Origin of the sequence: Neiella holothuriorum, from assembly GCF_019457915.1 — a bacterium.
GTDB lineage: Bacteria > Pseudomonadota > Gammaproteobacteria > Enterobacterales > Neiellaceae > Neiella > Neiella holothuriorum.
In genome coordinates, this window is sequence record NZ_JAHZSS010000006.1 from 103,353 (window position 1) to 124,584 (window position 21,232).

Sequence of the window (21,232 nt, forward strand, 5' to 3'; positions counted from 1 at the left end):
CCTACTCAATGACAAAACCGGTAAACAACACTTGCTCTACCACGTTTTGTCCTTCCACATTGAGGAAGGTTTCACGAACATCACTTAATGCTTGCTCGCGAAGCCGCTCCTTGCCGGCTAGTGACACTAGCTCTTGCTCGGTAGTGGCACTAAAAGTTTTGTGTAATGTCGCTTCAACCAGCGGAATATGCTTACGGGCCAGTTGCTCTGCGTCTTGTCCTCGAACCAATAATTGCACTTTGATCTGCACGGTACGTGGACGAGAAGCGCCTTGAATCATAAAGTCCAGCGCTCGCGGCATAGCCACATAAAGGGCATCGCCAATCTTAGCTGAAGCTGCAACAGGCTTTTGTTCAGACGCCGCCGCCGATTCTTCGACACTCGGTGTACTACCAAGCAAAAACCAAGCCGCAACGCCACCACCCACTAAAACAACCACCACAAGTGCGATAATGATCGGCAATTTGCTCTTTGCAGGTTTTACTTCCAATTCAACTTCTTCAGCCATAACCAGTCCCGTTATTTTCAATCGGCGAATAATCGGCGCTAGAGTAGCACAGCGGCCGTTATGCGTAGAAGTCCACCTTGCCCGCTTTGAGATTTACATGCACGGTTTCTTCAGATTCGGATAACGATTGACCATCTGCGCCAACATCAGCGCTTGCTTGCTGCTGATTGTTCTGATCTTGGTTACCTTGACCACCCTGACCACCTTGTTGCCGTTGATGAGAAATGTTGGCTTGTGTCAATTCAATCTGCTGTTGCTGCAGCATTTCTCGCAGTCGCGGCAAGGCTTGCTCTAATGCATCTCGCGCTTGCGCCGATTGCGCAACCATACTGACTTGAGCTTGGTCGTTCTGCACCTGAACTCTAACCATCAAGCTGCCCAATTCCGGTGGATCAAGCTGAATTTCAGCTTGCTGCATTTTGCTATCCATCATCATCATCAGGCGCTGGCCAAGCATGGGTGCTAATTTGTCTTGCAATACCTGCATGCGTTCTTGGACTTGAGCTAATTGCTGGGTGTGACTCAATGGCTCAGCTTTGGCTGCTTCAACAGAATGTGTTGAAGCCTGCGCGGTACTGGCAAGCTGACTCATATTGGCTGAAGTAAGGTGTGGCTCAATATTCGCAGGGTTAGCGCTGATATTCGTTCCTGGAACTTGTGCAGAACGTGTATTGACCGAGGCTAACTCCACTTCAGACTCGGCGTCACTGTCACTACCGAGATCCGTTTGCAGTGACGCTAACGTTTTAATGTCACCATCACGTTGCGCGGCTGCTTTTCGCTCGGTATTGCTCAATGTGGCTGTTTGTTGCTGAGAGGCTGCCAATTCAGCATTGCTCAACGTTTTTTGGCTCAACTCGGCGTCTGCTGCGTCCTGCTCAGAATTGGTTTCGGTCGCCGGCTGCATCACTGTTGCGGCACTTTTGTCCACAGAAGCAGCTGCAGCGATGCTCTTATCAAGCGACTTTGATTGATCATTGATAGCTGCAGTCAGTGTTACACCAGAGTTTGCTACACGTCGTACAGACTCATCGAGCGGCAGATCAAAGTCCCCTTCTTCAGCTGTAACTTCATCGCCTAAGAGCACATTTTGAGGTTGACCAGACAATAGTGTCTGGGATTGCGAATTGCCTAGGTCAGATACCGTTTTTGCTTCGGGTGGTTGCGTTAGCGTGCCGTTACTAGCGGGAATATAACCATTAACACCGGCTTTTAAATTAGTGGAACCTTCTGTTTCCTCATTGTTCGAGAAAAGCTGCATTTGGCCAGTTTGATCTAACGGCAAGCCGCCTTCGGCCGCTGCAGATAATTCACTCAGGCTAGCCTTCGCATCGTTTAACTGCTGCTGCCCCATTTCAGCTTCGCTAGAGTCAGTTTGCAACGCAAAAGCATTCGCATTGGTCGCTAATAACTGTGCTATTTTCGATTCGTCAGAGGCTAATTGGGGCGCGTCTTCTAAGTTACCCGCGCTATTGATGGCGGCATCGTTCGAGTCCCCATCATGACGAGAATCCCCCTGACTTTGTTGTAAATGCTGCCACAGCAACGCTCGTAATTGTTCGTTAGCGCTAATATCAGGTGTCTGCTCTAGCGCGACCAAAGCTTTTTCCGCGTCTGAAGCACTGTCAGTTTCACTACCGGTAACAGCATCAGTAACAACGAAATCGCCTTCGCTGTCATTGCCTGAAGCCAAGCTCTCCGCTGTCAATAATTCGTCAAGCGGCCAAATGCTACCACTCCCGTTATCATTGGCTTGCTCAGCACCTATCTCATCGAAATTGACACCGCCAATACTCGCCTGCTGTTTTGAGAGGCTTGGGTTCTGTTTATCGCCAAGTAATTGATTCAATAAGCTCAGCACTTGTTCAGACTGCTGATGATCGTCTGACATAGGCGGCAAGGGTTTGCCTTGTTGCTGGAATATTTCGGCAATTTTCGATTTAAGCTCAGAGAGATCATCAGTGGCAACATCATGCTCACCAGAAAGCACGCTCGCGAGCGCTGACAACTGACTATCCGCCGAGTCAAAATCACCGTCTAAGCCACTAAAAACATCAGCAAAAAGACCGCCAGCATCGCCGTTTTCAGAGCTATTACCAGACCAAGATGATGAATCAGAGGTGCCTACAGATGGCGCAACAAACAGCATATATTTTCCTCAACAATGACGCTTTAAGGCCGCTACTTCACCATTAAATTCATGGAAAAGCTGGCCTGCTAGTTAATCACAGCAAGGTTCATACCAATTAGAATGGAGAGGACTACTAGAGGTAAGCACAACACAGCTACACGCCATCCTGTTGCAATAGCGGCAATTCAGAGCAGTTAGGAGTTTTGAGCGCGGCGAATGAAGCTACGACTGGCAAATTCGTCCATTTGCTTCTGCTCGCGTTGATTTTGAATCAGCAGTTGTTTTTGCTGCTCACGTTCAATCAACATTTCGATGGCATTTTTCTCACCACGAGCCTGAAGCCAACCTTGACGCCGTTGTTCATAGACTTGGCGGGCAACATTCATCGATTGCTCAGCGCGCCCTAGCGCATCACCTAATCGCATGACGAACTGTTGATATTGCATAAACAGCTGACCACTGACACCACTTTCGCCAGAGTTGTTGAGTTTGGTCATGTAATCTTTGCGATAGGTCTGCAACGTCTGCAGCTGTTGCTCTTGTTGAGCAAAGGCCTGCTGCGCTTGTTCCATCAGCTTGGCCGCTTTGTTCTCTACGTCCTGGCGCAATTTCACAATCATTTCCAGCTGCTTGATGTTGGCCATTAGCCAATGCCTCCAAGTCGCTGGCTCATCACGCCGGACAGCTCAGCTAGCTTTTGCAAGCTGGCATCGTATGGCGTGACTTCTTTCATTTCCTGCTGCAAGAATTGTTCAATAATAGGCAAGTATTCAATGGCAGCATCAACTTTGGGATCGGAGCCTTTGGCATAGGCGCCAATGTTAATTAGGTCGCGGTTGCTTTGGTAGGCGGCGTAAATCTGACGAACCATACGCGCGCAAATCACATGTTCATTGCTCGTAACTTGCTGCATCACCCGGCTGATAGACGCTTCAATATCAATTGCAGGGTAATGCCCGGAGTCAGCCAAGTGACGTGATAACACTAAGTGACCATCAAGAATAGCCCGCGCGGAGTCAGCAATCGGATCTTGTAAATCATCGCCTTCCGTCAAAACAGTGAAGAATGCCGTAATCGAACCCTGCCCTTCACCACCGTTACCCGCGCGTTCAACTAGCTGTGGTAATTTAGCGAAAACGGAGGGCGGATAACCTTTGGTGGCAGGCGGCTCGCCAACGGCCAAGGCAATTTCCCGTTGGGCTTGTGCATATCGCGTTAAGGAATCGACCAACAGCAATACATTGAGCCCTTGATCTCGGAAATATTCGGCAATGGTCAAGGCGGTTTCACAGCCTTTCAAGCGCATTAGCGAAGAGGTATCTGCTGGCGCCGCCACAACCACTGCTCGTTGGCGCCCTTCTGGGCCTAAAATATCATCAATAAATTCTTTTACTTCACGGCCCCGCTCGCCCACTAATCCAACCACTACAACATCGGCAGACGTACCGCGCGTCATCATGCCCATCAACACACTTTTACCCACCCCCGAGCCGGCGAACAGCCCCATGCGTTGACCTTGGCCAACCGTATTCATGGCATTAATGGCGCGAACGCCCACATCTAACGGCTGAACCACAGGCTTTCGCAGCAACGGGTTAAACGCTTTAGCTTTACCAGATGCATGGTGTTGACTGTATATGGCTCCCAAACCGTCAAGGGCTTTGCCTGTGCCATCGATGACGCGTCCTAACAAAGACATGCTAAGGGGAATGCCATCAACTTTTCCGAGCGGCGTGACCCGTGCCCCAGGCACGACGCCTTGGGTATCATCTGAAGGCATTAAATATAAGGTATCACCGTCAAAACCAATCACTTCAGCAGTGATATTGCCGTCTGCCACTTCAACAGCGCACGCATCGCCCACGGCCGCTTTGCAGCCAACGGCTTCAAAGGTCAGGCCAACAACGCGCGTTAACCGCCCCGACATAATCGGTGGTTGCGACTGAATTCCGTGATGATATTGACTAAGACGTTGGCTCAGGGTCATTCGACGACTCCGGGCTAGCTGTATCAGGTTCCGCTTCTTGTGCTTCAGGTTCTTGGGCAGTTGGTTCGTTGATCGTTAACGCAGGGCTTTCGATGTCAGAAAGGTTGTTTAGTTGTGCCAAAAAGATGTCGCTGACTTTGGCTAAGCGTTGTTCCATGTCAATAGTGACATCCGAATGCTCCGTAAGCATACGCACGTCGCCTCGGTTAAGGCCGGCTTCAGGCTCTAACAACCAACCGCGCTGCTGAATTTGTTCATCAGAATAGCTACGTTGGACCTGCTCCATGTCTTCTGGGTGCAACTGCACTCGAACACGTTGTTGCTGGAACGGTAATAAATCGGCAGCTTGTTTAAGCGTGTTGAGGATCAGCGCAGGGTCGCTCGTTAGCTCATGACGAGTCACAGCTTGAGCAACCGCGGTCACCAATTGTACTAATTCTCGCTCCACGAGTTGATCGATCTGCTGCTGTGGCACGTGCAAGCCGCGCATCAGCGCGTCAAATTGTTGTAATCGCTCATCAACTTCAGCCTGACCTGTCGCGAGACCTTGTTGATGGCCTTCTTGTATGCCTTTTTCTAAACCTTCAGCATGCCCCGATTCAACACCTTGCTGATGACCTTTAATAAAACCTTCTTGTTTGCCTTCTGCAAAGCCTTCTTCGCGCGCAGCCGCGCGGATCTCTTCAAGCGCTTCAGCCGTTAACATTGGCGCTTCGTCAACAACGTCTTCTTGCTCTACGTCTGCTGTTTCGGCGCCAAGCGTGAGATTCATGGCGTTGCCAACATCTTCCTGCTCAACGGTAACGTCCGGCAGGTTCCAGCGAGCCATTAACTCGGCTTCGGTTTCGTTACTAGGCGTGACCACTTTGTGGTCTTCAGGGTTTGTCACACGCTTCTCTTATCGAACTCTTGCGATTGCTTTAAACGAAATCATCACCACCACCAGCGCTCAGCATCAACTCACCAGAGTCGGCTAAGCGTCGGGCGATGGACAGAATTTCTTTCTGCGCGGCTTCTACATCAGCCACACGAATTGGCCCCATGGCCTCGAGATCATCGGCCAGCAAGTCTCCCGCACGTTTAGACATATTGCTGAAGAATTTCTGTTTGAGCTGATCATCAGAACCTTTAAGCGCTTTTTGCAGCACTTCTTGTTGAATTTCACGCAGCAATGCTTGAATACCGCGGTCATCAACATCAATCAGGTTCTCGAACACGAACATCAGATCTTGAATCTGCTGCGCCATTTCTTCGTCGCTCTCACGCAACATATCCATCAACTGACCTTCGATAGTGGTATCGAGGTAGTTCATAATATTGGCAGCAGACTTCAGGCCGCCCATCTTGGCTGCTTGAGCACCAGATTGACCGGCGAATTGTTTCTCCATGATCTCGTTTAACTCCTGCAAGGCTGCTGGCTGTACTTCTTCGAGGTTGGCGATACGCATCATTAGATCAAGGCGCACTTTATCTGGGAATTGCGACATGATCTCAGCCGACTGCTCAGGCTCAAGATAAGACATCACAATAGTTTGAATTTGTGGGTGTTCGTTTTGGATGATGTTGGCCACTTGGCGCGCATCCATCCATTTGAGGGAATCCAGCCCCTTCGAGCCACCACCGGCAATAATCTGATCAATTAAGTTGCCCGCTTTATCTTCACCCAACGCCTTGGTTAAGGCATTGCGGACAAAGTCAGCGCTATCCACACCAATGGAGGAGTATTTCTGAATATCATCGAGAAACAGTTTATGAACGGCGGTGATCCGCTCTTGGGTGAAGTCGCTCATGCCCGCCATTGCCATACCAACTTTTTGTACCTGCTTAGGTTCAAGTTGTCGCAATATCGATGCAGCATCTTCTTCGGTCAAACTGAGTAGCAAGATGGCGGTCTTTTCAAACCCTGTCATTCCCTCTAATTCGGGAGCAACTGCTGTCTCTTTGTTTTCTTCGATTGCAGCCATGTCTAATTTCCGCCTCTGTTACTCTTCCAGCCAACTTTTAACCACTTGAACCGCAAGTTCAGGCTCATTGGCAACCAGCGCTCGTACCGCTTTGAGTATGTCTTCATCTCGATGTAGATCGGGCAGCTCTAGTCTACCACTGGTCAGGGTGCTGATCAGCTCGTCATTATCAGACTCCAACAGCGCTTCCTGAGCGGCCAGCATAGTATCATCGAGTCTGCCAGCAACCGGTCCATCAAGTAGCAAGGCATCATCTTGACCATCATCACTGCTGGTTAAGCGACGTAGCATAGGTCGCATCACACCGAGGATCAGGGCAATACAAACCAGCGCCAACATGAACCATTTGATGGAATAGCGGAACCACTCGGCGTCGTAAAATGCTTTCTCTTCAACCAAGCCCAAGTCTGGGCGCACAAACGGTACAGTTACCACTTCTAACGCATCACCGCGCTGCAATGAGAATCCCAATCCGCCTTGTAGCAAGCGACGAATGTTATCCAGCTCCTGCTGCGTGCGTGGGGTCGTTGTAGGGTTACCTTCAGCATCCACAGTATCGGAATAGTCCACGGCGACTGACACGCTCAAGCGGCGGATCACGCCAATCTGTTGACGGGTGTGACTGATGGTTGTGTCCAGCTCGTAGTTACGCGTCGCTTCGCGGTGAGAACTGGTTGGTGTTGTTTGATCTTGACCACCACCAGCGGCTTCTTCAGGGATGTTGGCATCCAGCGGCGGTTGGTTGGTCAACGCCCCGGGGATCCCCACCGCTAAATCGCCAGAATTGGTGTTTTCCACGGTCATTTCTGAGCGAATGGCTGGCAAGTCAGGATTGTAGCTGCGGTGCGTTTGTTCAACCGCGGTGAAATCCATATCAACATCAACTTGCGCGGTGTAACGCTCAATGCCCACCGTCGGGATCATGATGGTGTCGATTTTTTCCATATATTCTTGTTCGCGCTTGCGCTCAAGCTCATATTCTCGACGTTGCGCCATGCTTAGTGGATCTTGTGAACCCGAATTCAGCAAGCGACCGGTTTGGTCAGTTACTGTGACACGCCCAGGGGCCATGCCGTGAACTGCCGAGGCGACAATATCAACAATCGAATCAACTTCTTCTTGCATTAAGGCACGACCACGAGCGAGGCTCACCACCACCGTAGCCGAAGGCTGCTTGGTTTGTCGTGCAAATACGTTTTGTTTTGGAATCGCCAGCAAAACGCGGGCTTTTTTAACTGGATTCAGGGCTTCAATGGCGGTTGCGAGTTGTTGTTCTCGGCTGTATTTAAGGCGCTCGCCTTCTAATCGTTGAGAAACGCCAAATCCCATGTCTTGCATTAGGATGTTGTCACCCGCTTCATGATCTTGGACCAATCCAGCACGGGTCATCAGCAAACGAATGTTCTGATATTCCGACATATTGACCAGCACGGTATTGCCGTCAATTTTGTAATCGATTTTGTTTTGATCGAGGAAGTTAAGCGTCTCAATCAGCTCTTCGGTATCCATTTTGCCAAGAGGACGCATGTCTGGCTCGTACGCCCACATCATCACAAAAATGAGCAACGCCAAACTAATGGCTAACGACAGGATGATCACCACCTGACGCATCAAATCAATGCTGCCTAAGCCTTCCAGTAATTTACTCTTGGCGCTTCCAGAGGCAGCGTCATTTTCAGTTGGAGTGCTAGCAACTAGGTCGGTGCTTTCGGTAACAGCTTCAGCCACGGGACGGTCTCCTTAAATTACACCGGCATGCTCATGATTTCTTTGTACGCTTCCATCAATTTGTTGCGTACCTGAACCGTTGCATCAAAAGCAACGCCCGATTTTTGCGACGCAATCATCACGTCGCCAAGCGAGACCGAACGGTCGCCCATTTCAAAGGCCGTCGCTTTCGCTTTTGAGTCCGCTTGCAGTTCATTAACATTGTCAATGGCTTGGCGTAATAAGTTGCCAAAATCGACTGAGGACGTGTTGTTAGGAGCGACAGGCGTGCGCTGAGCCAAACTGTTGCTGGCTTCCAGCTGCATGCCTTGCATTTGTTGAAATACGTCGTTGCCCATCACTTTCATGGCGGTATCCTCAGGTTGCCAAATAATTGGCAGTTGTTACGAATTAGTGAGGATTCTGCAAGGACTTTGCCAACAACGAAAAAAGCAGCCTTAACGGCTGCTTTATTTGATTAACTACCTGATTAGGCGGGAATATCAATTCCCTGATCGCGCATGCGTGCAATCTTATATCGTAACGTTCGAGCGCTAATTCCAAGCTTTTCCGCCACCGCAGAACGCTTACCACCACATTCAGCGAGGGTGTTTAAGATAATGTGATGTTCTTGGTGACGAAGTTCGCTTCCCAAATCATCAGCAGCAACCGCGGCATCGGCCAACGCATTGGCTTGCTCCACCGGCACCGTTGGTCGAACAGCAGTCACATTCGACATCATGGACGATTGAACTTCCAGCAGTAAATCGGCTGCTTCAATGCGTCCTTGATGCAAAATCAACGCGCGCTGAATGACGTTGTCGAGCTCGCGAACATTGCCTGGCCAGTGATAGCTAGAAAGCTTCGCGATGGCTTCTTTTGATAAGGCTGGGATCGGTTGGCCTGAGCGTTTACAGTGTTTGCCAATCAGATGATTCGCCAGCGGCACAATGTCAGCGGCCCGCTGAGCCAGCGGCAGCCAGGTCAGCGGAAAGACATTCAATCGATAAAACAGATCTTCTCGGAACTTACCATCGGCCACTGCCTGTTGTAAGTCTCGGTTACTGGTTGCCAATACGCGCACGTCCAAGGTAATTGTTTTGCGACTACCTAAGCGCTCAACTTCACGCTCTTGCAGCACCCGCAATAGCTTGGCCTGCAATGACATATCCATTTCTGTAATTTCATCGAGCAACAAGGTACCACCTTGTGCTTGTTCAAACTTGCCAGGACACGCTTGAATGGCGCCGGTAAACGCGCCTTTTTCATATCCGAACAAGGTTGCTTCGAGCATGTTTTCAGGGATCGCAGCACAGTTAATGGCGACAAAGGCTTCATCCCGTCGCGGCGAGCAATCGTGAATATACCGCGCTAAGACTTCTTTACCCGCGCCCGAAGGACCTAACACCATCACACTGGCGTCAGACTGAGCAACACGAGCAGCCAAATCTAGTAATGCTTGTGAGTTTGCATCTGCAACCACGGGCCGTGTTGGCTCCACTTGGGCAACAGGCGCATAGCGGCTAACTTGGTTTAACAATACTTCCGGCGCAAATGGCTTTGATAAATAGTCTGTAGCGCCATCACGTATCGCCGTCACGGCATCTTGCACGTTGGCGTACGCCGTCATCAGTAGCACAGGCAGTTGGGGGTACTTGGCTCGAATTGAACGCAGTAAACCTAAGCCGTCCATGCCAGCCATTTGCACATCTGAGACGACGATATCGAACATCGGCTCTTTGAGCGCCAACATGGCTTCTTCGCCACTTTCGGTTTCAGTACATTGATAACCGGCAATTTCTAGCGTATCGACCAGCGCTTCACGCAAGCCAGCATCGTCTTCGACAACAAGTACATGAGCAGACATTTATTATTCTCCTACCGCTGCGGCGCTTCGCTGGCAAGCCAGCACAGGTATTTCTATGCACACTTGGGTGCCGAGATCAGGTTTGGAACGAATGGTTAACTTGCCCTGATGTGCTTGGACAACGGCTTGAACAACCGCTAAACCCAGCCCAGTGCCCTGACTTCGGGTGGTAAAAAATGGTTGTTGAATTTTAGTCATGAGCGCTTCAGGAATGCCGCTACCATCGTCACTCACAACAATCTGAAGCATGCCTTCGGCATCGCAATCAGCATTAATTTGGATTCGCTTCGCTTTCGCTTGCAGCGCGTTGTGGATCAAGTTGCTCATTGCACTCGATAGCGCATTGGCGTTGCCCGTGATCATTTGGTCAGGATCAGGCAAGTTCACCTGCAAGGTCGCTTTATGCTGTTGCACCATCACTTCTACCGAGCTCTCGATAGAATTAAGTAGCTGCTGACATGAAAGCTCTCCGGCAGCTACACCTTCACCTGAGCGGGCAAAGAGCAGCATGTCGTTGACCTGATTTTCTAAATCTTTAAGGCGATCGAGTAACTTACCTTGGAATTTGTGGCGAGCCGTTGGGTTCAACGATTCGTTTCCCAAATTTGCTGCGTAAAGCGTGGCTGCGGCCAGTGGCGTTCGCACTTGATGTGCCAGTGACGCAACCATTTTGCCAAGCGACGATAAGCGTTGCATGTGAGCAACACGCTCTTGCAAGCGACGCGTTTCGGTCAGATCGGTTAATACAATTAATTGACCCGTACCACCTTGAATGGCGCGAGTGACAAATTTGATCCGGCGACCATCTTTCAAACTGATTTCATGGCCGTCGTCTTCGCGAGGCTGGAATGAGCGTTCAATGATATTGCGCCATAAAATGCCGTGGAGCGGCTCACCGAGCATGTCAATAGCGGCTCGATTGGCATCGGTCACAATCCCTTTTTCGTCAAGCACCACAATGCCAGACGGCAACTCATCAACCAAATGTGCCAACATCTCCGTTCGGTCACCCGATAGAATCGAGCTCGCCATCGAAGAAGGCGCATCTGTAGGAAGTCCTGTTGATGACGCTGAAGGATTGATTGACTGCATGCAAACCTCTGTCAGAATATTGAATCCAACAAGGCTATGCACTCAATGTGCCAATTTTATTTCTATTTAATTTCAGCTAGTTAAGGGTTAAATTTGAGGTGTCATAATGATGACACCTCAGGAGGGAGGCTAGACAGTATCTTTCGACAGGGAGTACTTACGCATTTTTTCAACCAAGGTTGTTCGGCGCATACCGAGCAGATCCGCCGCACGAGAAACAACCCAATCTGTGGTGTCTAAGGCCTGACGGATCATGTCTATTTCCAGTTCCGTCATCATCTCTTTTAAGTTGACACCTTCGGGCGGCAATTGCGTTGACAAGCTATTTTCTGGTGGCTCGTACACTTCATTCTGGAACACATCGTTGAGCATCTCTTGCTCAAGCAATGATTCATCATATTCATGTTCGTAATCGGCGGCTTCTAAATGACGATACTTGACCGGTAAGTCGTTTACGTCGATCAAGCCATTCGGGTAGAGGATCACCAAGCGTTCCACTAAATTAGCCAATTCCCGCACATTGCCCGGCCATTGATGCTTCATCAACGACTCCAATGCGCGCTCGGTAAAACGAATAGAAGCTTTATGATCTGCCCATAAGCGCTCGACCAATTCCTTCATGAGCAGCGGCACATCTTCGCTACGTTCACTGAGTGACGGCATTTCTATCGGAAAGACATTGAGGCGGTAGAACAGATCTTCGCGGAAATCGCCTTTCTCAATCATCCCTTCAAGATTACGGTGAGTCGCCGCCACAACACGCACATCAGCACTAATGGACGTTGCGCCGCCAACACGTTCAAAACAACGCTCTTGCAACACACGCAGCAGTTTAACTTGCATGTTGAGTGGCATGTCGCCAATTTCATCGAGGAATAAGGTGCCGCCCTGTGCCATTTCAAAGCGCCCTTTACGAGCCGAAATTGCGCCTGTAAACGCGCCCTTTTCATGACCGAACAACTCACTTTCAAGCAGCTCTGGTGGAATCGCGCCACAGTTGACCGGAACAAATGGTCCTTTGCGGCGTGACGATAAATAATGAATATTGCGAGCAACAACTTCTTTACCAGTGCCCGAGTCACCCAACACTAAAACATTGGCGTCAGTACCGGCCACTTGTTGGATTAACTGACGCACTTGCTGAATGCTCGCACTACGACCAATCAGGCTACGGAATAAAATTTCCTGATGTTGGTTGACGGGCTTGTTGGTTGTTGGAGCTTTGAGATGGTAGTCCTGACACTGGTGTAGCATCTGTGTCATTTGGCCGTGGCTGAAAGGTTCCAGCACAGAGCCAATGACATTCGGTAGTGATTGAACACCGCCTTCTGGCTCACCAATCGTTAGGAAAGGCTGCGCTTTATATTCTCGCGCTAACTGAGTTAGTAACGCAGTTTGCCCGCCAGCATCAATTTGACCGACAAGTACGCTACGCCAAGCAACTTGTGTTGTTAACACTTCTCCCACGTTGGCTGAGTCAACCAACTTGCAAGGTTCACCGACAAACTGAAGGAGTAACTCCAGCTGTTGTCGACGCTTCAAGTGATCATCGATCACCAGTACTTCTGAATTACCATGCATTATTGTTGCTTACCTTGGCTGCCTTGCCCATTGTGACCGTCGAATTTTTAAACATACGACTCACTAGACTATTATCATTTGCAAACCGTATTCTAACCAATGTCATAAGCATGGCAACTGTCGCCGCAATTTGATGTGGTTTGGCTGTGACTTATGCGACATGGCTCATTCGCCTTGACTTGTTTTTCAACTAGACTCTCGCCCATACAGATAGTTACGGCTGGCTTAATTTAGGTATGGTCTTTGCTTAACTTCTCACATATGACGAAAAACCGGCAGAACCGGTTTGCTATTTTGCGGCTTTGGTAGTCAATAGCCGCCATTGAACAAGAAGTGATACCCAATGGCTCGACACTCTATTCAGCAATATCGCAAAAACACGGTAGCTTCACTCCAAGAAGCTTCGCCTCATGCTCAAGTGGCAGCTGTGTTTCAGCATATCCTTGGCTATTTGGTTGCGGCTTCAACCGCGATTGACAGAGAAGATATCAAGTTACGCGGTGAAAGCATTAGCAAGGCGATTCGCCTACTTGATGTTCTTAAAGCTAGCCTAGATTTGGAACGTGGTGGCAATATCGCCGGTAATTTGGATGTACTTTATGATTACTGCACCCAAAAGCTAATTATCGCCAACATCGAGTCAGAAAAGTCTCATGTCGACGAAATTACCGGCATCATCCGTGAAATTAAAGAAGGTTGGGATGGCATCCCAACCGAGTATCATCATGGAGACAGCGGTGCTTGAAGCAACGGAGCAACTCGATCAATTAGGAGCCAGTCTGCAATCGGAATACGTTAAGCTGGAACAAGCTTCTGACGCCAGAGACATATCCGAGTCGATTGCTAAAATTAATCAACACGTTTCCTTATTAGATCGGCTTGCACGTCAACTTAGCCAGCAAATGACGCCGCAAAACCAAGAAGAAATAGTGCCTGTTTTACAAAAAATAGCGACACTAACAGAGCAAACCCTGACAGATTCTCAGCAACAGTTAGAAAAAGCGAAAGCAGGTATTTTGACCTTAAGGCAAACAGCTGCCGGTGTTAGTGCCTATCATCAAGTTAAAAAAATTCGCTAACACTCAACTTAATACGTATAAAAAAAGCAGCTTTATCAGCTGCTTTTTTATGCCAAATTTTCGTTATTGGTTAGTCATCATTACTGATTACGCCAGGTAGGTTATCTAATTGCGACGTTACAAAGCTAAGAGTGTTATTAAGCGCCGCAACAGTAGCATCCATCGCATTGAATTTAGAGTAAAGCTGGGCCTCTTGGGTTTCTATGCGCTCGGCAAAGGTTTCGCGCTCGTCATCTAGTCGTTCCACTTGCCCCGTTAACGTATCTACCCTCGTACTTAAAATACCATCACTGCCAGAATAAATTTCAATTTGGGCTTGAAGCTTTGCCCCCATGCCAGGCTCATCATCGGTGCCGATAAAGAACGTCATTAAATCATCAGTATTATTGGCTACTGCATCAGACAAAACATCACTATCAACATCAAAATAGCCATCTTCGTTCACCGTGATACCAATACTGGTCAACGAGTTAAAATCAGAATCGCCATACACGGATGACACAACAGTACGAAACTGGCGGTCCATCATTCGTGCTGTTGCATCACCAGCCAGCGCAGCGGTAATTTCAGCATCAACATTGGTATATTGGAGTGACTTAGAAGTTTCAAGGTAGCTGTTGTAAGCATCAACAAAACCTTTAATCGCATTTTCTAATTGGGCTGTATTTTCAGAGATAGTAATTGATGTTGAATCACCGTCTTCATGCACATCCGTGACGGTGAAAGTCACACCTTCAATAGCTTCTTCGAAAGTGTTGGAATCATTGGTTATTGTCAATGAACCGTCAATGACAAGAATTGCATCTTGCGCTGCTTGAGTTTCAGCCATTTGGCTGTTGGCTACATCGCTTGAATCAAATTGCAACTTGCCCAAGCCTGTGCCATCAACAATTTCAGTATCTGTAGCATCATACGCCGTGATGTTAATTTGATTGGTTAGGCCTGTTTGGCTCGAATTAAGAACTAAGTGAGCCCCATCATCATCGGTGACGATAGATGCGCTAATACCCGGATTTAAGTCCGAATCGTTAATCGCTTCTTTAATGTCATCCAGCGTTGCATCTGCCGCTACATCAATAGTAAAGGTCGAATCACCTAAACTAATTTCGAGGCTACCTTCGCCAGTAGGGTCGTCAGCTACAAAAGCGCCAGAAGTTAGCTTCTGCGCTTCAGCTAGTTGCTGCACCTGAATATCAAAGCTACCTGGCGTTGCTGTAGTATCAATGGTTGCCGAGAAATAGTCTGCACTGCCCATGCTCACTTGCATTGCGCCGTAGTTATCTGTATCGGTCAGGGTATCAATCGCGCTCTGCAAGGCATCAACAGAATTTCGCATGGTGCCATACCCTGTGATCTGACTTGTATACGTACTTTCTTTTTCTTCCATTCGCGCTTCGAATGGCACCGTCTGCGCATCAATATACGCACTTACAATGGTATTAATATCAAGGCCAGAGCCAATGCCAGGAGTCGAAATTGTAGTCATAGCGAACTCTCTTATGCTTCAGTATTTACAAGCAGTCCGGTTGCTTCAGATAAGCGAGCGGCAAGCAAGAGCACTTCCTCGGAAGGGATTTGCCGCACTAATTCACCAGTTTCCTGGTTCGTTACTTTAATAACATCAATACCAGACTCTTTATCGACCGAAAAAGCAATATCTCGGTTTAAGGTCTGAACGAACTCCTGCAACTGTTGTACCACAATCTCAAGCTGGTCAGGTTTTATTTCTTCTGATTTTGCTTGCTGTTCGACTTCAGTTTGCGCTTGCGCTTTTGCTACTTCTGCAGCCGCAATCGCTTCCTGTACACTTTCCTTACTCATTTCCTCGGGCGGCAAGGCTTCATTAGCCTGTGGAGCAAGTGGAGGCTTGATAGTTGCTCCCAGCACGTCGGGCGCTACATTATTTTCAATCGCCATGGGTACCTCCCAAAGAGTTTCAACTTCTGTAGTTTATTTATCGACCAAACAATGGATTACTTTAGCCGTACAAACACAAAAAGGAGCTCAACTAAATGAGCTCCTTTGATAAGCGAATTGGCCGTTAAACTTAGCCAAGTAAGCTTAGTGCTGCTTGCGGCAGCTGCTGTGCCTGAGCCAAGATAGAGGTACTCGCTTGCTGCAAGATTTGGTTCTTGGTCAGCTCAGTCGTCTCTGTCGCGAAGTCTGTATCACGAATACGGCTACGTGATGCAGATGAGTTCTCAACAATGTTCTCAAGGTTAGAGATTGTTGAAGACAGACGGTTTTGAACCGCACCCAGCTGAGCACGAGAGCTATCGATGTAAGACAAAGCACCATCGATAACGGCCAGTGCGTCTTGCGCTCCTTTAGCAGAGCTAACATCAATTTCGGCGACTGAGTTCAACGCTGAAGTGTTCGATGCCACTGCTGTACCCAGATCCGAGTTTGCATCGGCACTACCAGCCAAAATGTTGGTTGTATCTGTATCAACGGTATAGGAGCTTGCACCATTCAGCTGGACCGTCCCAGAAGCAACAATACTGCCATTTGCAGCCAGCGACGCAGTTCCCCCAGCATCAGTGCTGCCATCGTACTCGTAGTTCTGAACCGTTAAGGCTGTATCTCCGGTGTAGTCTCGAATGGCAATGTCGTCACCATTTTCACTAACAAGCTCTAAATCGCCAGCGTCGGTGACCGATGCGGTAATGCCAGTGTTTCCTGAAACCTTGTTGATTTCATTTGCCAAGCTTTGAATACCGCCATCACTACCAACCACGGCAATAATTGTTTCCGCATCAGTATTAGAGCCAGTCAAATCAAACGAAATACTATCCCCTGCAACGCCAGAGAAACCAGTAACTTCTATCTTGGTACGGGCATCTGCGTCAACACCGGTCAAGCCTGACGCAGCGTTAATAGCATCTGCAACCTCTGCAGCGGAGTCATTATCAGCGATTGTGGCTTCTGCAGTTTCACCAGAGCTCGTAATTGTAATAGTACCAGCAGTTACACCATTGTCTGCGGGGTCAGTAGCCGCAGCTGGAGTCGCAATTGCCCCCAAGCCTGTAGACGCGGCAGCCGTGCTATCAGCTGAGGTTAATTGCTGCTGATAGGAGCCCATGTCTGCAGAACCGAAGGCTGCCAATGTTACATCAATGGTTTCGTTCGCTTGCGCACCGACTTGAAATGACTCAGAACCAAAACTACCATCCAGCAAGTTGCGGTCACCGAATGATGTGGTTTCAGCAATACGGGTTAATTCCTTTTGCAGTTGACTGATTTCTTCTTGAATCGCAACTCGGTCAGAAGAGCCGTTTGAGCCGTTCGCTGACTGAATCGACAAGTCACGCATACGCTGCAGAATGTCGGTAGACTCTTGCAGAGCACCTTCAGCAGTTTGGGAGATAGAGATGCCGTCATTTGCGTTACGAACAGCAACGTTCAAGCCGTTAATCTGAGATGTCAGGCGGTTAGAAATTTGCAAACCAGCCGCATCATCAGCTGCACTGTTAATGCGCAGACCAGAAGAAAGGCGGGTTAATGAAGTGTTGACCCCATCAGAGGCCGCATTAAGGTTTCGCGTAGAGTTAATCGCTGAAACGTTAGTTTGAACAGAAAGAGCCATAATGTGTTTCCTCTTGGTCCTGCGGGTCAAAACCTCGTCAGGTATTTTTTAGTCTCACCAAGGTTATCGGCGGCGCTATTTAAAGCTTTAGAAAAAAAATTGAATAAATTACAATAAAAACTACAAACCCTTTAAAATCATACCTATAAATAAATAAAATAGAATCCAAAAGGAACTTTTAGAGCCAAATTAAAGCTTTTGCCAACGCAACAAGAAGCTCCAGCGCACAGACTAGAGTTGCAAACATCGGTGATTCTCGACTTTTGTGGCTTAATATATGCGTAGAACAGCCGATAGAAAGTAAACCGTCAATCATTTGACATAGCAAAGCCGCAGTAATTGCACGGGCTGCAGGAGAACTCACGATGAAGCATGAACCAACTGCTCGCACTTTTGCCTCAAGCGAACCTCGCGTGGCAGAGCTTCCTGTAGCATTTATCGAAAACAAGCCGATAGATTATGCGGTCATCGCGAACTTGTTAGAAGGCAGCAGGCAACGCAACCACTGGGCCAATTACGGGCCCGCATCGTTGCGACTGGAATACTTCCTCGAGCAAAAACTCCATCTACCGGCTACTAAAAGTGTCGTGATGTGCAAAAGCGGTACCGCTGCGCTGCACACCCTAGTGAATCTTGAAGAAATAAAAGCCGGCCGAAAACTCAACTGGGTTATTTCCTCCTTTGGCTTTATCGCCAGTAATGTCGGTTGCCTCAACAACGCCACTATTGTTGATTGTGACAAAACAGGCATGCTAAGCTTGAAAGCGTTATCAGCCTTGCCAGTAGACTCATGGGATGGGCTGGTGGTCACCAATACCTTTGGTTTGTGTTCAGATATCTCAGACTATGAAGCGCTATGCCACAAACTCAACAAAAAGCTGGTCATTGATAATGCCGTAGGTCTTTTTTCAGATTGGCGCCACGCTTCGTCGCCAAATGAGGCGATTAGTTTTCACCAGACCAAGCCATGGGGAATTGGCGAAGGCGGCTGCATGATTGCCGATAGCGCTGATGTTGATCTAATTCGAGATATGATCAGTTTCGGTCGAGGCCGAGCGGCAAGCAATCGCCAGTACTATTCCAATGAGAAGCTAGCAGACGTTAATGCAGCGGCTATCATGGCCTGGATGCAACAAATGTTTGAATGGTATCCGGCCTATATGGAGCAGGCTGAACGGATCGTTCGTATTGCTGTTGATAGTAGCTTGGAGCCACTACAACCTCTAGGCACAGGCAAGATCTACGGCAATATCCCATTGCTTGCCAAGCAAGAAATTCCACTAGAAAAACTAAACAACGAATCCGTTGTTTTAATGAAGTACTACTTTCCGCTGAAGAATACACCCACTGCTTCAAGTATCTATCGGCGTATTTTTAACATGCCGTGTCACCAACATATGGCTGCGTTATCTAATAGCGAGATATCCGCACTGCTAACCATGTTGGCAAATTAGGCAGCGATTTAGAACAATGAAAATTGCCATTATGCAGCCTTATATATTTCCCTATATTGGTTACTATCAACTCATGGAAAGTGTTGATAAATTTATCATTTATGACGATATAAACTACATAAATAAAGGCTGGATTGATAGAAACCGCGTATTGATTCATGGCAAGCCACAACTTTTTAAGTTACCGCTATCTAAGAAGAGCCAAAACAAAACCATCGCCGAACATGAATTGGCCGTTAGTTATATAGGATGGGCTTACAAACTGTTAAAAACTCTACGGCAAAACTATGCCAAGTCACCCAATTACAGCATTGCGATGCCCCTGATTACCGATATTCTGACGTTTAAAACCACTAGCTTGTCGCAACTACTTCGCTACAGCTTGGAGCAAATAGCCGCGCTGCTTGAAATAAAATGCTTGGTAACAACATCGTCTACTGCAGTTTACGGTAACAACGACAAATCTGGAGAAGCACGTATTATTGACATCTGCCAACAAGAAGGTGCCAATCAATACATCAATCTTTCAGGTGGTAAGCATTTATACGACAAAAACAATTTTAGGAAAAAGGGTATTCAGCTGTCATTTCTTGACAGCCAACAACGGCCATACCAACAAAACGCTGCAGAATTTGTACCTTCGCTATCTATGATCGATGTATTGATGAATAACCCAGTAAGTGAAATAAAGCGACTCGTTCGAGGGTTTGAGTTGAGCTAACCATGAACAAGAGCCTTACTAAGCTGTTTTATCACATTTGCCAACAGCAATCCGATTCGGTAGCGATTGAAACAGAAGATCGAACCCAACTAACGTTTCAACAGCTCAATAGTTTATCGAACAGAATTGCCAAGTTGCTGCAATCTAAAGGGGCGTCTCAGGGCGATCTAATCTTTATAGAACATGATAAATCTATCACCGCATTCGCATTAATGATTAGCTGCTTAAAGCTCGGTATTACTTACGCCAATATTGATCGCAGTACCCCAGCAGAGCGGCTCAGCAATATAGTCACTAAGTATCGGCCTAGTGTTTACGTGTCAGACATTGCGTCAACCGAGAAATTGGCAACTTGCGCCGGTGCCGCAACTGCGAACCAACATATCCATCTAACGCTAAGCCAACTAGTTGATCGCTCAGCTGAGTTCGATGATTGTAATTTAGTCGATGCCGCGATTGCTGATGATACAACCGCCTATTTGATGTTTACCTCTGGTTCGACCGGCATTCCCAAAGGGGTTTTAATAAAACAAAGTAGTTTGGTTAATTTTGTTAGCTGGGCAAAAGACGAGTACGCGATCAGGAGCGCCGATCGCTTTACCAATTTAAATCCGATTTATTTCGATAATTCAGTGTTCGACTTTTATGCCTCGATATTCAACGGTGCAACCTTACTTCCTGTCGATGACCAGTTAGTCAAGCAACCTTTAAAGGCTTTAAACCTTCTCAAAGAACTAAAACCAACCATCTGGTTTAGCGTCCCTTCCCTGCTTATTTTTTACAGTAAGATGCGAGCTTGGCGCACTGATGATCTGGCCCAGATCCGAGCCATTATCTTTGGTGGAGAAGGCTTTCCTAAAACTCAGCTGAAAACCATTTGGCAGCTATTTGGACACCGCAGCGCCCTGTTCAACGTATATGGCCCAACGGAAGGCACCTGCATCTGCAGTAGCTATCAGGTCTCCGCCGCCGATATAGAAAAACAACAATTGCTTCCCTTGGGAAAGCTATGCCGCCACTTTACTTTTGACATCATCAATCATGCTAGCGATGGTAACCATGATGACAACATAGGCGAGCTAGTGCTTGCTGGCCCAAACATAGCTCAAGGCTACTTTAACGATGCAGCCAAAACCGCGGCGGCGTTTACCTTTGCTGGCCAAGGTCAAGAGTACGATACCTATCGAACTGGCGATTTAGTAAGATTGGACCAGCAAACTAGGCTGCTTCATTTTTGCGGTAGAAAAGATAATCAGATCAAAAAGATGGGCCATAGGATCGAATTAGATGAAGTGGAAATTGCGATTGGCTCTATCGTAGGTGTGATAGAGAATGCGGCAATCGCCTACCAAGATCATGATGCCAATACCAGAATTGCCAGCTTCGTCTGTACCAACCGTTCCGAGCAGGAAATAGCCACTGAGTTAAGACAGAAAATTCCCCATTACATGATCCCTGACAAGTTCATTTTCAAAGATATGCTAGCAAAGAACAGGAACGGCAAAATTGACAGAAAAATGCTCAGCATGGAGATAGCCAATTGCACAACATAATC

18 protein-coding genes and 2 pseudogenes are annotated in these 21,232 nt (G+C 47.9%); 5 read left to right on the forward strand and 15 right to left on the reverse strand.

Annotated elements, in window-relative coordinates:
- Position 1: 1 nt before the first annotated feature.
- The 12 genes and pseudogenes from fliL to K0504_RS07165 all read right to left on the reverse strand — a co-directional run bounded on the left by fliL (position 2) and on the right by K0504_RS07165 (position 12,840).
- Positions 2-508 carry a flagellar basal body-associated protein FliL gene (fliL, locus tag K0504_RS07115; protein WP_220103482.1) on the reverse strand — a complete coding sequence of 169 codons (507 nt, stop codon included), beginning with the start codon at positions 506-508 and terminating at the stop codon, positions 2-4.
- A gap of 58 nt (positions 509-566) precedes the next feature.
- Entirely contained in the window at positions 567-2,657 is a 2,091-nt protein-coding gene (locus K0504_RS07120) for a flagellar hook-length control protein FliK (RefSeq protein WP_220103483.1), read from the reverse strand.
- Positions 2,658-2,833: 176 nt separating this feature from the next.
- The gene (gene fliJ / locus K0504_RS07125; RefSeq protein ID WP_220103484.1) at positions 2,834-3,283 is read right to left on the reverse strand and encodes a flagellar export protein FliJ; all 450 of its coding nucleotides are present in this window, start codon (positions 3,281-3,283) and stop codon (positions 2,834-2,836) included.
- Positions 3,283-4,626 carry a flagellar protein export ATPase FliI gene (gene fliI / locus K0504_RS07130; RefSeq protein WP_220103485.1) on the reverse strand — a complete coding sequence of 448 codons (1,344 nt, stop codon included), beginning with the start codon at positions 4,624-4,626 and terminating at the stop codon, positions 3,283-3,285. The genes fliJ and fliI overlap by 1 nt, the downstream gene beginning before the upstream one ends.
- Positions 4,604-5,515 (reverse strand): flagellar assembly protein FliH, encoded by a 912-nt coding sequence (locus K0504_RS07135; RefSeq protein WP_220103486.1) that lies wholly within the window; start codon positions 5,513-5,515, stop codon positions 4,604-4,606. Before K0504_RS07135 ends, fliI begins: the two co-directional genes overlap by 23 nt.
- Before the next feature lie 31 nt (positions 5,516-5,546).
- Positions 5,547-6,590 carry a flagellar motor switch protein FliG gene (gene fliG, locus K0504_RS07140; protein ID WP_220103487.1) on the reverse strand — a complete coding sequence of 348 codons (1,044 nt, stop codon included), beginning with the start codon at positions 6,588-6,590 and terminating at the stop codon, positions 5,547-5,549.
- A gap of 18 nt (positions 6,591-6,608) precedes the next feature.
- Positions 6,609-8,318, reverse strand: coding sequence for a flagellar basal-body MS-ring/collar protein FliF (fliF, locus tag K0504_RS07145; RefSeq protein WP_318837946.1), 1,710 nt, complete (start codon positions 8,316-8,318; stop codon positions 6,609-6,611).
- Between the two features lie 17 nt (positions 8,319-8,335).
- The gene (fliE, locus tag K0504_RS07150) at positions 8,336-8,665 is read right to left on the reverse strand and encodes a flagellar hook-basal body complex protein FliE (protein WP_220103488.1); all 330 of its coding nucleotides are present in this window, start codon (positions 8,663-8,665) and stop codon (positions 8,336-8,338) included.
- A 122-nt stretch (positions 8,666-8,787) separates the two neighbouring features.
- Entirely contained in the window at positions 8,788-10,164 is a 1,377-nt protein-coding gene (locus tag K0504_RS07155; protein WP_220103489.1) for a sigma-54-dependent transcriptional regulator, read from the reverse strand.
- A 3-nt stretch (positions 10,165-10,167) separates the two neighbouring features.
- Positions 10,168-10,503 (reverse strand): annotated as a pseudogene (locus K0504_RS18625) (ATP-binding protein); the annotation flags it as partial.
- A 153-nt stretch (positions 10,504-10,656) separates the two neighbouring features.
- Positions 10,657-11,256, reverse strand: a pseudogene (locus tag K0504_RS18630) (histidine kinase dimerization/phospho-acceptor domain-containing protein); the annotation flags it as partial.
- A 129-nt stretch (positions 11,257-11,385) separates the two neighbouring features.
- Complete coding sequence (locus K0504_RS07165) at positions 11,386-12,840, reverse strand: sigma-54 interaction domain-containing protein (RefSeq protein ID WP_404822995.1); 1,455 nt, start codon at positions 12,838-12,840, stop codon at positions 11,386-11,388.
- 340 nt (positions 12,841-13,180) lie between these two features.
- Here K0504_RS07165 and fliS point away from each other — a divergent pair, with 340 nt between their 5' ends.
- Both fliS and K0504_RS07175 read left to right on the forward strand, forming a co-directional pair.
- Positions 13,181-13,582, forward strand: a complete 402-nt coding sequence (fliS, locus tag K0504_RS07170) for a flagellar export chaperone FliS (RefSeq protein WP_220103492.1) — start codon at positions 13,181-13,183, stop codon at positions 13,580-13,582.
- On the forward strand, positions 13,575-13,916 hold the full coding sequence (locus K0504_RS07175; RefSeq protein ID WP_220103493.1) for a hypothetical protein: 342 nt from the start codon (positions 13,575-13,577) through the stop codon (positions 13,914-13,916). The genes fliS and K0504_RS07175 overlap by 8 nt, the downstream gene beginning before the upstream one ends.
- Before the next feature lie 70 nt (positions 13,917-13,986).
- Here the strand turns inward: K0504_RS07175 and fliD are convergent, their stop codons facing one another.
- The 3 genes from fliD to K0504_RS07190 all read right to left on the reverse strand — a co-directional run bounded on the left by fliD (position 13,987) and on the right by K0504_RS07190 (position 17,502).
- Positions 13,987-15,402, reverse strand: a complete 1,416-nt coding sequence (gene fliD / locus K0504_RS07180) for a flagellar filament capping protein FliD (RefSeq protein WP_220103494.1) — start codon at positions 15,400-15,402, stop codon at positions 13,987-13,989.
- 11 nt (positions 15,403-15,413) lie between these two features.
- Positions 15,414-15,833: a flagellar protein FlaG gene (locus tag K0504_RS07185; RefSeq protein WP_225918015.1), complete on the reverse strand. Its 420-nt coding sequence runs from the start codon at positions 15,831-15,833 to the stop codon at positions 15,414-15,416.
- Between the two features lie 130 nt (positions 15,834-15,963).
- Complete coding sequence (locus tag K0504_RS07190) at positions 15,964-17,502, reverse strand: flagellin N-terminal helical domain-containing protein (protein WP_220103495.1); 1,539 nt, start codon at positions 17,500-17,502, stop codon at positions 15,964-15,966.
- 365 nt (positions 17,503-17,867) lie between these two features.
- On the opposite strand from K0504_RS07190, the gene K0504_RS07195 reads away from it, so the two are divergent.
- The 3 genes from K0504_RS07195 to K0504_RS07205 are packed head-to-tail and all read left to right on the forward strand — an operon-like array spanning position 17,868 to position 21,230.
- Positions 17,868-18,956, forward strand: a complete 1,089-nt coding sequence (locus K0504_RS07195) for a DegT/DnrJ/EryC1/StrS family aminotransferase (protein WP_220103496.1) — start codon at positions 17,868-17,870, stop codon at positions 18,954-18,956.
- Between the two features lie 16 nt (positions 18,957-18,972).
- Entirely contained in the window at positions 18,973-19,677 is a 705-nt protein-coding gene (locus K0504_RS07200) for a WbqC family protein (RefSeq protein WP_220103497.1), read from the forward strand.
- Positions 19,678-19,679: 2 nt separating this feature from the next.
- Positions 19,680-21,230: an AMP-binding protein gene (locus K0504_RS07205; RefSeq protein ID WP_220103498.1), complete on the forward strand. Its 1,551-nt coding sequence runs from the start codon at positions 19,680-19,682 to the stop codon at positions 21,228-21,230.
- The last annotated feature ends 2 nt before the right edge of the window (positions 21,231-21,232 follow it).

What these genes read in the sequence shown, in the direction of transcription:
- K0504_RS07190 (WP_220103495.1), bottom strand. Translation starts at nt 17,502, where the DNA reads ATGGCTCTTTCTGTTCAAACTAACGTTTCAGCGATTAACTCTACGCGA.
- fliI (WP_220103485.1), bottom strand. Translation starts at nt 4,626, where the DNA reads ATGACCCTGAGCCAACGTCTTAGTCAATATCATCACGGAATTCAGTCG.
- fliS (WP_220103492.1), top strand. Translation starts at nt 13,181, where the DNA reads ATGGCTCGACACTCTATTCAGCAATATCGCAAAAACACGGTAGCTTCA.
- K0504_RS07185 (WP_225918015.1), bottom strand. Translation starts at nt 15,833, where the DNA reads ATGGCGATTGAAAATAATGTAGCGCCCGACGTGCTGGGAGCAACTATC.
- fliG (WP_220103487.1), bottom strand. Translation starts at nt 6,590, where the DNA reads ATGGCTGCAATCGAAGAAAACAAAGAGACAGCAGTTGCTCCCGAATTA.
- K0504_RS07195 (WP_220103496.1), top strand. Translation starts at nt 17,868, where the DNA reads ATGAAGCATGAACCAACTGCTCGCACTTTTGCCTCAAGCGAACCTCGC.
- K0504_RS07200 (WP_220103497.1), top strand. Translation starts at nt 18,973, where the DNA reads ATGAAAATTGCCATTATGCAGCCTTATATATTTCCCTATATTGGTTAC.
- K0504_RS07155 (WP_220103489.1), bottom strand. Translation starts at nt 10,164, where the DNA reads ATGTCTGCTCATGTACTTGTTGTCGAAGACGATGCTGGCTTGCGTGAA.
- K0504_RS07205 (WP_220103498.1), top strand. Translation starts at nt 19,680, where the DNA reads ATGAACAAGAGCCTTACTAAGCTGTTTTATCACATTTGCCAACAGCAA.
- fliD (WP_220103494.1), bottom strand. Translation starts at nt 15,402, where the DNA reads ATGACTACAATTTCGACTCCTGGCATTGGCTCTGGCCTTGATATTAAT.
- fliL (WP_220103482.1), bottom strand. Translation starts at nt 508, where the DNA reads ATGGCTGAAGAAGTTGAATTGGAAGTAAAACCTGCAAAGAGCAAATTG.
- fliE (WP_220103488.1), bottom strand. Translation starts at nt 8,665, where the DNA reads ATGAAAGTGATGGGCAACGACGTATTTCAACAAATGCAAGGCATGCAG.
- K0504_RS07120 (WP_220103483.1), bottom strand. Translation starts at nt 2,657, where the DNA reads ATGCTGTTTGTTGCGCCATCTGTAGGCACCTCTGATTCATCATCTTGG.
- fliJ (WP_220103484.1), bottom strand. Translation starts at nt 3,283, where the DNA reads ATGGCCAACATCAAGCAGCTGGAAATGATTGTGAAATTGCGCCAGGAC.